Annotated in this window: 11 protein-coding genes; 1 reads left to right on the top strand and 10 read right to left on the bottom strand. The window is 70.3% G+C overall.

Features of this window, described 5'->3' with window-relative positions; all coding sequences use genetic code 11:
* Window positions 1-86: 86 nt before the first annotated feature.
* The 3 genes from I8N67_RS19265 to I8N67_RS19255 form a co-directional block, all read right to left on the bottom strand.
* Window positions 87-1,880 carry a gamma-glutamyltransferase family protein gene (locus I8N67_RS19265; protein WP_200304383.1) on the bottom strand — a complete coding sequence of 598 codons (1,794 nt, stop codon included), beginning with the start codon at window positions 1,878-1,880 and terminating at the stop codon, window positions 87-89.
* Window positions 1,881-1,975: 95 nt separating this feature from the next.
* A complete protein-coding gene (locus I8N67_RS19260) occupies window positions 1,976-2,809 on the bottom strand; it encodes a class I SAM-dependent methyltransferase (RefSeq protein ID WP_200304382.1) in 834 nt (277 codons plus the stop codon).
* A 40-nt stretch (window positions 2,810-2,849) separates the two neighbouring features.
* Window positions 2,850-3,494, bottom strand: a complete 645-nt coding sequence (locus tag I8N67_RS19255) for a DUF4232 domain-containing protein (protein WP_200304381.1) — start codon at window positions 3,492-3,494, stop codon at window positions 2,850-2,852.
* 225 nt (window positions 3,495-3,719) lie between these two features.
* On the opposite strand from I8N67_RS19255, the gene I8N67_RS19250 reads away from it, so the two are divergent.
* The gene (locus I8N67_RS19250) at window positions 3,720-4,391 is read left to right on the top strand and encodes a hypothetical protein (RefSeq protein WP_200304380.1); all 672 of its coding nucleotides are present in this window, start codon (window positions 3,720-3,722) and stop codon (window positions 4,389-4,391) included.
* An 83-nt stretch (window positions 4,392-4,474) separates the two neighbouring features.
* On the opposite strand, the gene I8N67_RS19245 is transcribed toward I8N67_RS19250, so the two are convergent.
* From I8N67_RS19245 to I8N67_RS19215, 7 genes are all read right to left on the bottom strand, one after another.
* A complete protein-coding gene (locus I8N67_RS19245; RefSeq protein ID WP_200304379.1) occupies window positions 4,475-6,040 on the bottom strand; it encodes an NCS1 family nucleobase:cation symporter-1 in 1,566 nt (521 codons plus the stop codon).
* A 196-nt stretch (window positions 6,041-6,236) separates the two neighbouring features.
* Entirely contained in the window at window positions 6,237-7,256 is a 1,020-nt protein-coding gene (locus I8N67_RS19240) for a TIGR03842 family LLM class F420-dependent oxidoreductase (RefSeq protein ID WP_200304378.1), read from the bottom strand.
* 11 nt (window positions 7,257-7,267) lie between these two features.
* Complete coding sequence (gene hydA, locus I8N67_RS19235; RefSeq protein ID WP_200304377.1) at window positions 7,268-8,671, bottom strand: dihydropyrimidinase; 1,404 nt, start codon at window positions 8,669-8,671, stop codon at window positions 7,268-7,270.
* Between the two features lie 109 nt (window positions 8,672-8,780).
* Window positions 8,781-9,623, bottom strand: coding sequence for a nitrilase-related carbon-nitrogen hydrolase (locus tag I8N67_RS19230; protein WP_200304376.1), 843 nt, complete (start codon window positions 9,621-9,623; stop codon window positions 8,781-8,783).
* Window positions 9,624-9,992: 369 nt separating this feature from the next.
* On the bottom strand, window positions 9,993-11,558 hold the full coding sequence (locus I8N67_RS19225) for a PucR family transcriptional regulator (RefSeq protein ID WP_200304375.1): 1,566 nt from the start codon (window positions 11,556-11,558) through the stop codon (window positions 9,993-9,995).
* Between the two features lie 23 nt (window positions 11,559-11,581).
* Window positions 11,582-12,868, bottom strand: a complete 1,287-nt coding sequence (locus I8N67_RS19220; protein WP_200304374.1) for an aspartate aminotransferase family protein — start codon at window positions 12,866-12,868, stop codon at window positions 11,582-11,584.
* Complete coding sequence (locus I8N67_RS19215; RefSeq protein WP_200304373.1) at window positions 12,865-13,707, bottom strand: nitrilase-related carbon-nitrogen hydrolase; 843 nt, start codon at window positions 13,705-13,707, stop codon at window positions 12,865-12,867. The genes I8N67_RS19220 and I8N67_RS19215 overlap by 4 nt, the downstream gene beginning before the upstream one ends.
* Window positions 13,708-13,860: the final 153 nt, after the last annotated feature.

Genomic DNA, 13,860 nt, shown 5'->3' with positions numbered 1-13,860 from the left:
GAATCGCCATGAATACGCGGGGCGCATCCGCCCGGCGCCCGACTCCCGACTCCCGACTCCCGACTCCCGCTGGGCGGCTGACCGGTTCAGCGCCCGACCGCGTACCCCTGCATCCCGCGGGGATTCGCCGCCGCCGACAGCACCCCGGTCGCCGGGTCCCGGGCGACCGCGCACAGCCGGCCCTCGGACCAGGCGTCGCCGACCGTGACGGCGTGGCCGCGCCGGCGCAGCTCCGCGACGACCTCCGGGGGTGTGCGGGCCTCGACGGTGACGCTGCCGGGGCGCATGCCGCGCGGGTGGAAGGAGCTGGGGAAGGCGTCGTTGTGCCAGTTCGGGGCGTCGATCGCGCCCTGGAGGTCGAGACCGCCCCGGACCGGCGGGCGGAGGGCGACGGCGAGGAAGAAGTGCAGCTGCCACTGGTCCTGCTGGTCGCCGCCGGGCGTGCCGAAGGCCATGACGGGCACCCCGTCGCGCAGTGCCAGGGAGGGGGTGAGCGTGGTGCGCGGCCGGCGCCCGGGGGTGAGGGAGTTGGGCAGCCCCTCGTCCAGCCAGGCCATCTGCAGCCGGGTGCCGAGCGGGAAGCCCAGCTCGGGCACGACCGGGTTCGACTGCAGCCAGCCACCGCTGGGGGTGGCCGCGACCATGTTGCCCCAGCGGTCGACGACATCGAGATGGCAGGTGTCCCCCCGGGTGCCTCCGTCCCGCGCGACCGTGGGCTCGCCGGCCCCCATCGGGCTGAAGCCGGGCTCGTCCATGGCCACCACGCCCGCGTGGACACTCATGCGCGGGCTCCGTCCGCCGGGACTTCCGGGCCGCAGCTCGTACGACGCCGTGTCCCCGATCAGCGCCCGTCGCCCGGTGTTGTAGCCGTCGGACAGCAGCTCGCCCAACGGCACCTCCGCCGCGTCCCCGTACCAGGCCTCCCGGTCCGCCATGGCGAGCTTGCAGCCCTCGACGAGGAGGTGCACGTACTCGGCGGACCCGTGCTCGGGCAGTTCGGGCGGCAGCAGGGCGAGCTGCTGGAGGAGGGCCGGTCCCTGGCTCCAGGGGCCCGCCTTGCACAGGGTCCAGCCGTTCCAGTCGTACGTCGCCGGGGCCTCGTACGACGCGGACCACGCGGCCAGGTCGGCCATGGTGAGCGTCCCGGTGTGCCGTTCGCCGCTGGTGTCCATGGTGGGCCGGCCGGCCTGCCGGACCAGGGCCTCGGCGATGAAGCCGGAGCGCCACACCTCGCGCGCCGCCTCGATCCGCGCCTCCCGGTTCCCGGCCCCCGCCGCGCCCTCGACCTCGGCGAGCAGCCGCCGCCAGGTCGCGGCGAGGGCCGGGTTGCGCAGCAGCTCGCCGGGGCGCGGCGCCCGTCCGTCCGGCAGGTACACCGCCGCCGAGGAGAGCCACTCCTTCTCGAAGAGGTCACGCACCGACTCGACCGTCGCCCCCACGTTCTCCACGGGCGCGTGTCCGTCCGCCGCGTACCCGATGGCGTACTTCAGGACGTCGGCGAGGTCCTTGGTGCCGTGGTCGCGCAGGAGGAGCATCCAGGCGTCGAAAGCGCCCGGCACGGCGGCCGCCAGCGGTCCCGTACCGGGGACGAGATCCAGACCGAGCCCCCGGTAGTACTCGACCGACGCCCCGGCGGGGGCGACGCCCTGCCCGCACACCACCCGGACCTCGCCGTCCGCCGGGGCGAGGATGATCGGCACCTCGCCGGCGGGCCCGTTGAGGTGCGGTTCCACGACATGCAGGACGAAGCCCGCGGCGACGGCCGCGTCGAACGCGTTGCCACCGTCCTCCAGCACGGCCATCGCCGACTGCGAGGCCAGCCAGTGCGTGGAGGACACCATGCCGAAGGTGCCCTGAAGGGTGGGGCGAGTGGTGAACACGGGGCTGACTCCTCACTGCGCGACGGGCGTTCGATGATCGTACGCAGTACGCGGAGAGCCCCTCCCGGGATCGACCGGGCTCACCACCCGGCCCTTCAGGAACGTCGGCCCACCGTCAGGACGTGCCCGCTCGCCCCCAGCAGCGACGGCTCCGACTCGATCCGTCGCGTCGCCGCCAGTACGGCCTCCCGTCGTTCCGGGTCGTCCAGCCACTCCGCCACCCCGCCCATCAGCCAGGCGACGCCCTCGACTCCGTACTGCCCCTCGCAGACGAGCCCGGCCTCGGTGAACTCGCCCTGCACCTCGCCGGGGTCGGCGAAGTAGGCGGTGGTGAAGTTCGGGTCCTGCGACGAGTACCGGTGTCTGCCGTCGGCCGACACGGCGTCGACGCGTGTGCGGCGCTCGGGGATGAAGTAGTTCCCTTGCCGGAGGGTGTCGTTGAGCCCCGCGAACCGGTTGATCGTGGCCGCGACCACCACACCGCCCGGGCGCACGGCCCGGTACGCCTCGCTCAGGGCCCGTACCCGGTCCGGGCGTTCGGGCAGGTGGTAGAGGGGCCCGAGGAAGAGCACGATGTCGTGGGCGGCGTCCTCGGCGGGCAGCGCGCGGGCGTCCCCGAGCCGGGCGGTGACCCCGGGCAGCCGTCCGGACCGCTCCACGTGCATCGGTACGGGGTCGACGACCTCGACCTCGTACCCGTCCGCCGCCAGCCACTCGGCGTGGATCCCCGTGCCTCCGCCGACGTCGAGCAGGCGCGCGGGGGCCTCGGGCAGGAGCCGTCGCAGGATGTCCTGGGTGCGCCAGAACTCCAGCCGTCCGGCGCCCTCTCTGATGCGGGCGTCCTCCTTGTCCTGTTCGTAGTAGGCGACGATCTCCTCGCGCACGGAAGGGAGTTGGGGTTCGGTGGTGGCAGTCTGTGACCGGGTCATGCCCCCAGGGTGCTGATCACGGCGAACACCCCGCAACCCGTTAACCGTCCTCGGAGACCTTCGCCCACGCCGTCGTACCGAGGCGCCCCGTGTTGCCGAGGTCGATGCCGCCGTCCGGGGTGAGGACTTCCGGGGCCTCGCCCTTCGCCGGCGCGATCCGCAGGTACGGGGCGTTGACAGCGGGTACGTCCACCTCGGTGACCGTGTTGCGCCAGACCAGTGAGGTCCTTGCCGACTCTCCGGACGCCAGCGTCACGGAGTGCGGGCCGAGGTCGGGCACACCCGTGGTGATGTCCTGCGCACCTCGCAGAACGCGTACACCGTCGACGGGCTCGCGGCTCTCGTCGAGCACCTCGATCGAGGGGTAGCCGTTCAGGGCGTACGGCTTCGCACCGCAGTTCGTGAGCGTCACGCTCATCGCGCGCAGCCCCATCGCCGCCTCCACCAGGCCGGGCAGCATCCGCACCCCCGAGGACGGGCAGGCGGCCGGCGCCTCGGTCGACGGGTCGGCCGACGGGGCCTCGGTCGGCCACACCTCCAGCTCCGACGGCGACACCTCGGGCACCGCACGGTCCGGGTTCCGCTCCCGGTCGAGTTCCTCCGAGAGCCCGCAGCCGCCGACTGCGAGGGCCAGCACCACCGTCAGCAGCGCGCGTCCGACAGTCCGGTTCGGTATCGGGATCATGAACCGATCCTGACACGGACCTCAGGATGAAACGACAGACAACGACAAACGCAGAAGCCGAACGGACGTCGATATGACGAAACCCGTCAGCCGCGACCTGAACCGCAAACCCGGTCACGACGTATACACAGAGCGAGTTCGCACTTTCGTCCCACAGACACTCGTGTGACACTGACGTTCCCCACCGCCCGGCGGTATCGCCGCCACGACCCCGAGAAGTGCGCTGTGCGTGATCTCCCTCTGCCGCTCGCCCTCACCGCGCGACTGCTGCCGGTCGCCGTACTCGCCTCCGCGGGCTGGGCGTTGACGTCCGGTCCGCTGGCCGCGAGCCCGGCCAAGGAGGACTCCGCGCAGGACACCGCGTCCGGGCCCGTCTCGACCTCCGAGTCCGCCCCGTCGACCTCGGCCGCGTCCAAGACGTACGCGAAGGCGCCCTCTCCCTGCTCCGGCGTCGCGACGAAAACGGTCAAATCCCTTGTTCCGGGCGCGAAGACGGCCGGCAAGGAGATCGCGTCGACGAACGAGTCCGTGCGCCGCACCTGCTCCTGGAACGCGCTCAAGGGCTACGACTACCGCTGGCTCGACGTCTCGTACGAGATCCAGGAGACGGACGACAAGGCCGGAACCGCCTACCAGAAGCGCATCACCGAGAAGAGCGGCGGCGGGGCCGTCCCGGGTCTCGGCGACGCCGCCTACTCGGTGGTGAACCTGACCACCGAGGACAAGCAGCAGACCCGCGAGGGCGTGGTGTACGTCCGTCTCTCCAACGCCATGGTGATCGTCACGTACAACGGCAGCGACTTCGAGTCGAAGAAGGCGCCCAGCACGGACGAGATCAACAAGGGCGCCATCAAGGCAGCGAAGGAAGCGGTGGCCGTGCTGGAGGACGCCCAGTAGGGGCACGCCACTCCGGCACGGCCACCGCCGGAAAGTCACCGCCGGAAAGTCACCGCCGGTCAGTCACCGTCGGACGGTCGCCGTCAGACGGTCACCCGCTCCTCGCTCCGGAGCTTCTCCCTCTCCCCGCCCATCAGCGCCACGTACACCAGGATCGACGCACTCAGGCCCACCGCCCAGCCGTAGTCGGCGAGCGGCTTGAGGAACGGGATGATGCCGTCGTGCGGGAACGGTCCCGACGACACGCCGTCCGCGGAGACGGTCGAGTACGAGCCGCCGACCGCGAGGACACCGCCCACCACGAAGGCCGCGATCGCACGCCAGTTCCAGCCGGACGCGTACCAGTAGCGGCCGCCGGGCGTGTAGAGGTCCGCGAGGTGCAGGACCGTACGGCGGATGATCCAGTAGTCGGCGATGAGGATGCCCGCGACCGTGCCGAGCAGACCGCCGACGACGCCGAGCCAGGTGAAGATGTAGAACTCGGGCGTGGAGATCAGCTCCCACGGGAAGATCAGGATGCCGACGACACCCGTGATCAGCGCGCCCGTACGGAAGTTGATGAGCTTCGGCGCGAGGTTCGCCAGGTCGTACGCCGGTGAGACCACGTTCGCCGCGATGTTCACGGAGATCGTGGCGACGAGCACGATGATCAGCGCGAAGAGCAGGCCGAAGGCGTTGTCCGTCTTGGCCGCCAGGGCGACCGGGTCCCAGATGGCCTCGCCGTAGACGACCTCGGAGCCGGACGTCACCAGTACGGCGAGGACCGCGAAGAGGGTCATCGTGGTCGGCAGGCCCAGGGCCTGGCCCCAGGTCTGCGCCTTCTGGCTGGCGCCGAAGCGGGTGAAATCGGGGATGTTCAGGGACAGAGTGGCCCAGAAGCCGATCATTCCCATCAACGACGGGAAGAAGACCGGCCAGAAGTCGGGGCCCCAGCCGAGCTTGGAGGGCTGGTCGAGCAGCGCGCCGAAGCCGTCCGCCTTGATCGCGATCCAGACCAGCAGCACGAGCGCGCCGACGATCACGAAGGGCGCGGCCCAGTTCTCGAAGTGCCGCAGGAAGTCCATGCCGCGGTAGATGATCGCGATCTGCAGCGCCCAGAAGAGGATGAAGCAGAGCCACAGCGGCCACGGGTTGCCGGCGATCTGCCCGGCCTTCTCCCACTCACCGCCCGTGAGCTTGGAGCCGAGCGCGAAGATGCCGCTGCCGCCGATCCAGGTCTGGATGCCGAACCAGCCACAGGCCACGGCCGCGCGGATCAGCGCCGGGATGTTGGCGCCGCGCAGCCCGAACGAGGCGCGGGCGAGCACCGGGAAGGGGATGCCGTACTTGGGTCCGGCGTGCCCGGTGGCCAGCATCGGCAGCAGCACGATGATGTTGGCCAGGGCGATGGTGAAGACGGCCTGCTTCCAGTCCATGCCGAGGGCGACCAGGCCGGAGGCCAGGGTCCAGCTGGGGATGCAGTGCGCCATGGAGATCCACAGCGCCGCGAAGTTGTACGTCGTCCACTCGCGCTCGGAGACCGGTACGGGACGCAGGTCGTCGTTGGCGAAGGGACTGTCGGCCGGGAAGGCCTCGGGGGCCAGCTCGATCCGGCCGGACGAGTCGGCGGACTGGGCTATCGGCGCCCCCGTGGGGACTGTTTCGGTCATGGGCAGGCCAATCAGGGAGGCGGGACGGGAGAGAAAGGCCGTGCGGAGGCCTTGGGCCCCTCCCCGGGGACGGCCGGGGAGGGAGTCAAGGTGGGGGGCGTGGGGGCCGCCCGAGGTCGTGGGTGTCGTGGGTGTCGTGTAGCGGAGCAGTTCGTTCCGGATTGTTGCAGGGGCTGACCTGGGCGGGAACCCCGGGTCAGCCGTTGAGCGCGGGGATGACCGTCGAGCCGTACGCGTCGATCACCGCCTCCTGCGCGTCGTGCATGTCGTACACGGCGAACTGGTCGACACCCAGCGCGCGCAGCGCGTTCAGCTTCTCGATGTGCATCTCGGGGGTGCCGATGACGCAGAACCGGTCGACGATCTCGTCCGGCACGAACGCGGTGTCGGGATTGTCGGCGCGCCCGTGGTGCGAGTAGTCGTACCCCTCGCGGGACTTGATGTAGTCGGTCAGCTCGTCCGGTACGGCCGCGGAGTGCTCGCCGTACTTGGACACAAGGTCGGCCACGTGGTTGCCGACCATGCCGCCGAACCAGCGGCACTGCTCGCGCGCGTGGGCCAGCGCCTGAGGCGAGTCGTCCTCGGTGATGTACGCGGGGGCGGCCACGCAGATCTTCACCTCGGAGGGATCGCGCCCGGCGGCCACGGCCGCGTCCTTGACCGCCTTCACCATGTACTCGGTGAGGTACAGGTCGGACAGCTGGAGGATGAAGCCGTCGGCCTCCTCACCGGTCATCTTCAGGGCCTTGGGGCCGTACGCGGCCATCCAGACCGGGAGTTCGGCGTCCTCCCTGATCCAGGGGAACTTGATCACCGTGCCGCCGAGGTCGGCCTCCTGGCCCGAGCCCAGCGCGCGGATGACCTTCATCGCCTCGCTGATCCGGGCCAGCGTGTTCGGCGTGCGGCCCGCGACGCGCATCGCGGAGTCGCCGCGGCCGATGCCGCAGACCGTGCGGTTGCCGAACATGTCGTTGAGCGTGGCGAAGGTCGAGGCGGTGACCTCCCAGGTGCGGGTGCCCGGGTTGGTGACCATCGGGCCGACCGTCAGTTTCGTGGTGCTCGACAGGATCTGGCTGTAGATGACGAACGGCTCCTGCCACAGCACGGCGGAGTCGAAGGTCCAGCCGTAGGTGAAGCCGTTGTTCTCGGCGCGCTTCATCAGCTCGATGACACGCGAGGCCGGCGGGTCGGTCTGCAGGACGAGTCCGAAGTCCATGGGCTCCGCTCCTAGTTGAGGTACTGACAGGTGGAGCGGGGGGTGTAGACGCCGTGCCCGGCGTGTCCGGTGTACTCCCGCTCGGTGATGACGGGTTCGCCGCGCGAGAGGACCGTCTCGACCCGGCCGGTGGTGCGCTTGCCCTCGTACGCCGAGTAGTCGACGTTCATGTGGTGCGTCTCGGCGGACATGATCTGCTCGGCGTGCGGGTCGTAGATGACGATGTCGGCGTCCGCGCCGGGCGCGATGGTGCCCTTCTTCGGGTACATGCCGAACATCCGGGCCGGGGTCGCGCAGGCGATCTCGATCCAGCGGCGGCGCGTGATGTGCCCGTCGACGACCGCCTGGTGCAGCAGGTCCATTCGGTTCTCGACACCCGGCAGCCCGTTGGGGATCTTGGAGAAGTCGCCCCGGCCGAGCTCCTTCTGGCCGACGAAGCAGAAGGGGCAGTGGTCGGTGGAGACGACCTGGAGGTCGTTCGTCCTGAGCCCCTGCCACAGTTTGGCCTGGTGTTCGCGAGGCCGCAGCGGCGTGCTGCACACGTACTTGGAGCCCTCGAAGTCCGGCTCGGCGAGGTTGTCCGTGGAGAGGAACAGGTACTGCGGGCAGGTCTCGCCGAAGACGTTGAGCCCCTCGTCACGCGCCCTGGCCAGCTCGGCGACCGCCTCCATCGCCGAGACGTGCACGACGTACAGGGGCGCGCCGGCCACCTGGGCGAGCTTGATGGCGCGGTGGGTGGCCTCGGCCTCGAGGAGCGCCTTGCGGACCTCGCCGTGGTAGCGCGGGTCGGTCTCCCCTCGCGCCAGCGCCTGCTCCACCAGCACGTCGATGGCGATGCCGTTCTCCGCGTGCATCATGATCAGGCCGCCGTTGTCGGCGGAGCGCTGCATGGCGCGCAGGATCTGGCCGTCGTCGCTGTAGAAGACGCCGGGGTAGGCCATGAACTGCTTGAAGGAGGTGACGCCCTCCTGCACCAGCAGGTCCATCTCCTTGAGCGTGGCCTTGTTCACGTCGGACACGATCATGTGGAAGGCGTAGTCGATCGCGCAGTTGCCCTCCGCCTTCGCGTGCCAGGCGTCCAGGCCCTCGCGCAGGGTGTGACCGACGCTCTGCACGGCGAAGTCGACGATCGTCGTCGTACCGCCCCAGGCGGCGGCCCGGGTACCGGTCTCGAAGGTGTCCGAGGCGAACGTGCCGCCGAACGGCAGTTCCATATGGGTGTGCGCGTCGACGCCGCCCGGGGTCACGTACTTGCCGGTGGCGTCGATGGTGCGCTCGGCGGTCCAGGTCTCCGCGACGGGGGTGCCTGCGGCGGCCAGGGCGGCGACTCGGCCGTCCTCGATCAAAACGTCGGCGTGGATCTCGTCGGACGCGGTGATGACGAGACCGCCGCGGATGAGTGTACGGCCGGTCATTTGGTCACGCTCCGTTCGGTGGTGGTCGAGTGCGGGTTCGTCGTGGCTGGTCGCGCAGTTCCCCGCGCCCCCTGAAAGCAAAAGGCAAAGGGGCGCGGGTAGTGCGTTGCTACGGCGCCGTCAGCGGCGCGTACGCGTCCGGGCGGCGGTCGCGGAAGAACTGCCAGCGGTCGCGGACCTCGCGGAGCTTGGCCAGGTCCAGGTCACGGACGACGAGTTCGGTCTCCTTGTCGGAGGCCACCTCGCCGACGAACTGGGCCTCCGGGTCGACGAAGTACGACGTGCCGTAAAAGTCGTTGTCACCGAGCTCCTCGACGCCGACCCGGTTGATCGCGCCGATGAAGTACTCGTTGGCGACGGCCGCCGCCGGCTGCTCCAGCTGCCACAGGTAGGCGGACAGACCGCGCGAGGTGGCCGACGGGTTGAAGACGATCTCGGCGCCTTCGAGGCCCAGCGCGCGCCAGCCCTCCGGGAAGTGCCGGTCGTAGCAGATGTAGACGCCGATCCGGCCGACGGAGGTCTCGAAGACCGGCCAACCCGCGTTCCCGGGGCGGAAGTAGAACTTCTCCCAGAAGCCGGGCACCTGCGGGATGTGGTGCTTGCGGTACTTGCCGAGGTACTTGCCGTCCGAGTCGATCACGGCGGCGGTGTTGTAGAGGACGCCCGGTTGCTCCTCCTCGTACATCGGCAGCACGAGGACGAGGCCCAGCTCCTTGGCCAGCGCCTGGAAGCGCTTGACGATCGGGCCGTCGGGAATCTGCTCGGCGTACTCGTAGAACGCCTTGTCCTGGACCTGGCAGAAATAGGGCCCGTAGAACAGTTCCTGGAAGCACAGGACCTGCGCACCCTGGGCCGCCGCGTCACGGGCGGCCTGCTCGTGGACCTGGATCATCGACTCCTTGTCCCCGGTCCAGGCCGTCTGGAAGATGGCTGCACGGATGACTCTGCTCATCGGGACCTCCGGTCAACTGGGTGTGCTGGGGCGGGCGTGGGTAGTCCCGTCGTCCGCCCGCAGGGCGGGCCCTGCGGCGTCCGGTGCGTGCTCTCGGCGTGCCGGGCGCAAGACCTCGTACTGGATGTACTTGGGCTTGTGCCCGGTGCGGCGGTGGGGGCCCCTCCCGTTCGAGCGGAGCCGAGAATGGGGGAGCGTGCCGGGCGTCGCAGGGCAGACGGGACTACCGACGCCCGCCCCAGGAGCCTAGGAAGTCCCGATGGCGGGTTTGAGTTGCACGGTGTCACGTCTGCGGGCGTTTCGCGTTCCACCGTGTCACCTCTTCGTGGGCGCATGTTTCACCGGCGTTTTCGCAGGTCGGGGGATGTTTCAGCGCTGTTGCGCGTCGTGGGCGAGGAGGGCGATGTGGACGGAGGCGGCCTGTTCGAAGTCGTCGAGGTCCACGCCGAGGCGGGCTTCTATCGCTTCCAGGCGGCGGTACAGCGCGGGCCGGCTGACGTGGTGGAGCTGGGCGGTGCGGGACTTGTTGCGGCCGGTGGCGAGATAGGTCCGCAGGACGGGCAGCAGTTCGTGCTCGGCGTGCCGGTCGCCGGACAGCAGCCCGTCCAGCTCGCGCTCGGCGAAGGCCTGCACATACGGGTCGTCCCGCAACAGCCGGACCAGACCGCGCAGATGGACGTCCCGCAGCCGCACGACGACCGGCAGATCGAGCCCGGCCGCCGACGACTGGGCGACGGCGTCCGCGACATGCCGCGCCTCACGCACCCCGCCCGGCACGTCCTCCCAGGTGGTCCGCGGCTCCGCCGCCGCGACGACCGTCCCACGCACCCCCGACTCCGACCGCAGCCGGGTCGCGAAGTGCGCGGTCAGCGCGGCCGCGTCCTGGTCCCGGGCGAGGCTGAGCAGTACGGCGGTGGCGCCCTCGGCGAGTTCGGCGACGAGCCCGGAGAGCCCCAGCATCCGCAGGACACGGTCGATTTGGGCCGGGTCACCGTCCCGCACGACGAGCGGCACGAACGTACGGCGGTTGACCGGGAGCCCGGCCGCCCGCGCCCTCGGCAGCAGCTGCCGGGCCGGTACGACCCCGGAGACCAGGTCCGTCAGCAGGCTCTGCGCGGACTGCTCCTCCCAGGAGTGCGCCGAGCCGCCGAGCATGCGGTGCAGTACGAGCGCTTCGGCGGCCCGGTCGGCGAGCAGCCGCCCGGTGGCGGTGTCGCCGCGGTAGCCGCACAGCACGATCTGCCCCCAGCGCTCCCCGCGCCCGCCCAGCTCGGCGCGCGCCCAGCCGTCGCCCTCGCTGCCGCCCGCCTGCCGGGAGATCCGCTCCCAGTCGCGCAGCACGTCGTCGACCGCGGACCGCTCCCCCGCCGTGGCGAGGACTCGGTGGGCGAGGTTGGTGACGACGAGGGGACAGCCCGCGTGCTGGGCGATCTCGTCGAGCAGCCGCTGCAGCGGGGCGCCGGCGGTGATGAGCCCGGTCAGCGCGGTCCGTACGGCCTCCGACAGGCTCACGGCCGCGAACTTCCGCCGTACGAGCCTGGACTGGACCTCCTCCGTCAGCTCGGCGAAGGGGAACGGCCGGTGCAGCACCACCATGGGCAGCCCGCACCGCTCGGCCGCCCGGCGCATCACGTCGGGCGGCGTCGGGAAGGCCCGGCCGAGACCGAGGACGACCGCCGCGGCCTCGGACCGGTACAGGGAACGGATGTACTCGGCCTGGGCGTCCTCGTCCCCGGCGAGCAGGACCCCGGTGGTGAGGACCATCTCACCGCCGGTGAGCATCACGCCCACGTCGGGGGCCTCGGCCACATGCACCCAGCGCACGGGCCGGTCGAGCTGACCGGCACCGGCCACCACCTCGGGCTCTCCGGCGAGCACCCGGTCCAGGTTGAGGACCTGGCGTACCGACAGGGCGGGTTCCAAGGCGGTGCTCATGGCCGTCTTCCTCACATCTGGTGTTACCGAATGCTCCGCAGAGCACGTTCGAGGGCCTCGGCGCCCTCTTCGGCCTCGGCGACGGTCAGCGAGAGCGGGGGTGCGACGCGCAGCGCGCTGGTGTTGTGACCGCCGCCCTTGCCGATCAGCAGGCCCTCCCGGCGGGCGGCTTCGAGGACGGCGGACGCGGCCTCGGGATTCGCCTCGTCGGTGCCGGGCTTGACCAGCTCGATGCCGATCATCAGTCCCCTGCCGCGTACTTCCTTCACCTCGGGAATCTGCGCGGTGATCGCCCGCAGCCGCTCGATGAGCAGTCCGCCGACGCGCCGGGCGTTGCCCTGGAGGTCGTGTTCGATCAGATAGGCGAGGTTGGCGAGGCCCGCGGCCATGGTGATCTGGGTGCCGCCGAAGGTCGAGATCGAGTTGCTGTCCAGGCAGTTCATGATCTCGGCGCGGGCGACGACGCCGCCGATGGACATGCCGTTGCCGATGCCCTTGGCGAAGGTGAGGATGTCCGGCGGCCCGTTCTGGCCATGCGCCTGCCAGCCCCAGAAGTTGTCGCCGGTGCGGCCCCAACCGGTCTGCACCTCGTCCGAGATCCACAGCACGCCGTGCCGCCCGAGCACCTCGCGGAAGGCCGCGTAGAGGCCGTCGGGCGGTGCGGTGAAGCCGCCGACACCCTGGATGGGCTCGGCGATCAGCGCGGCCGGCGGGCGGACATGGCCCAGCAGGTCCTCCAGGTCGGCGACGCAGGCCTTGATGAACTCGGCGTCGCTCAGGTCGGCGTAGGGGCCGCGGGTCCGGACGCCGCCGTGCACGTACAGCGTCTGGAGCGGGGACAGCGAGGTCGGCGACCAGCCCTTGTTGCCGGTGATGCCGACCGTGCTGAAGGAGCGGCCGTGGTAGCTGTTGCGCATGGCCAGGATCTGGTTGCTCCGCCGGTACGTCGTCGCCAGCATCAGCGCGGTGTCGTTGGCCTCGGTGCCGGAGGTGGTGAAGAAGACGCGGGCGTCCGGGATGCCGGACAACTGGGCGATCCGCTCGGCGAGTTCGACCATCGGCCGGTTGAGATAGAGCGTCGAGGAGTGGATGATCCGCCCGGCCTGCTCGCTCACCGCCTTGGTGACCTCGGGCAGCGCGTGCGCCGTCATCGTGGTGAGGATGCCGCCGAAGAAGTCGAGGAACTTGTTGCCCTCGGTGTCCCAGACATGGCGTCCCTCGCCGTGGGCGATCTCCAGCGGGTCGGCGTAGTAGAGCGCGAGCCAGTCGGGCATGACGGCCTTGTGCCGTCCGAGCAGTTCGTTGGTCACGGCTGTACCAGTCCTTCGTAGGCGTCGGGTCGACGATCACGGTAGAACGCCCACTGCTGTCGTACGTCCTCGATCAGGTCGAAGTCGAGGTCCCGTACGACGAGTTCCTCGTCCTTGTCGCCGGCGACCTCGCCCACGAACTTGCCGCGCGGGTCGACGAAGTACGAGGTGCCGTAGAAGTCGTTGTCGCCGTACTCCTCGACGCCGACCCGGTTGATCGCGGCGATGAAGTACTCGTTGGCGACGGCTGCCGCGGGCTGCTCCAGCTGCCACAGGTGGGCGGACAGACCCCGGTGCGTGGCGGAAGGGTTGTAGACGAGCTGGGCGCCGTTCAGGCCGAGCTGGCGCCAGCCCTCCGGGAAGTGGCGGTCGTAGCAGATGTAGACGCCGACCTTGCCGACGGCCGTGTCGAAGACCGGCCAGCCGAGGTTCCCGGGCTTGAAGTAGTACTTCTCCCAGAAGCCCTTGACCTGGGGGATGTGGTGCTTGCGGTACTTGCCGAGGTAGGTGCCGTCGGCGTCGATCACGGCCGCGGTGTTGTAGTAGAAGCCGGACTGCTCGACCTCGAAGACCGGGACCACGATCACCATGCCGGTCTCGCGGGCCAGTTCCCGCATCCGTGTGACGGTCGGCCCGTCGGGCACGGGTTCCGCCCAGGCGTAGTGCTCCGGCTCCTGGACCTGGCAGAAGTAGGGCGCGTTGAAGACTTCCTGGAAGCCGATCACCTTGGCGCCCTGCCGGGCCGCCTCGCGGGCGTGCTCGATGTGCTTGGCGACCATGGATGCGGTGTCGCCGGTCCAGGTGGCCTGGACCAGGGCGGCGCGTACGACGTTGGCCATGTCAGCTGCTCCTTCGACAGGGACGTCAGCGAGCCTCTACGCCCGTAGACGCAGGCCGTAGAGGCTTGAAAGTAAGCCCCGTCGACGGGCTGGGCAAGACCATCGCCGTTAACCGGCCGAGTCGATCACGTTTCGCACTCCAGTGGGTGATTA

Origin of the sequence: Streptomyces adelaidensis (genome assembly GCF_016598475.1) — a bacterium.
In the GTDB taxonomy this organism is placed as follows: Bacteria; Actinomycetota; Actinomycetes; order Streptomycetales; family Streptomycetaceae; genus Streptomyces; species Streptomyces adelaidensis.
Note: the sequence above shows the minus strand (reverse complement) of the source record. Positions and strands in the feature narration are given on the sequence as shown.

What these genes read in the sequence shown, in the direction of transcription:
- I8N67_RS19255 (WP_200304381.1), bottom strand. Translation starts at nt 3,494, where the DNA reads ATGATCCCGATACCGAACCGGACTGTCGGACGCGCGCTGCTGACGGTG.
- I8N67_RS19225 (WP_200304375.1), bottom strand. Translation starts at nt 11,558, where the DNA reads ATGAGCACCGCCTTGGAACCCGCCCTGTCGGTACGCCAGGTCCTCAAC.
- I8N67_RS19260 (WP_200304382.1), bottom strand. Translation starts at nt 2,809, where the DNA reads ATGACCCGGTCACAGACTGCCACCACCGAACCCCAACTCCCTTCCGTG.
- I8N67_RS19240 (WP_200304378.1), bottom strand. Translation starts at nt 7,256, where the DNA reads ATGGACTTCGGACTCGTCCTGCAGACCGACCCGCCGGCCTCGCGTGTC.
- I8N67_RS19215 (WP_200304373.1), bottom strand. Translation starts at nt 13,707, where the DNA reads ATGGCCAACGTCGTACGCGCCGCCCTGGTCCAGGCCACCTGGACCGGC.
- hydA (WP_200304377.1), bottom strand. Translation starts at nt 8,671, where the DNA reads ATGACCGGCCGTACACTCATCCGCGGCGGTCTCGTCATCACCGCGTCC.
- I8N67_RS19230 (WP_200304376.1), bottom strand. Translation starts at nt 9,623, where the DNA reads ATGAGCAGAGTCATCCGTGCAGCCATCTTCCAGACGGCCTGGACCGGG.
- I8N67_RS19245 (WP_200304379.1), bottom strand. Translation starts at nt 6,040, where the DNA reads ATGACCGAAACAGTCCCCACGGGGGCGCCGATAGCCCAGTCCGCCGAC.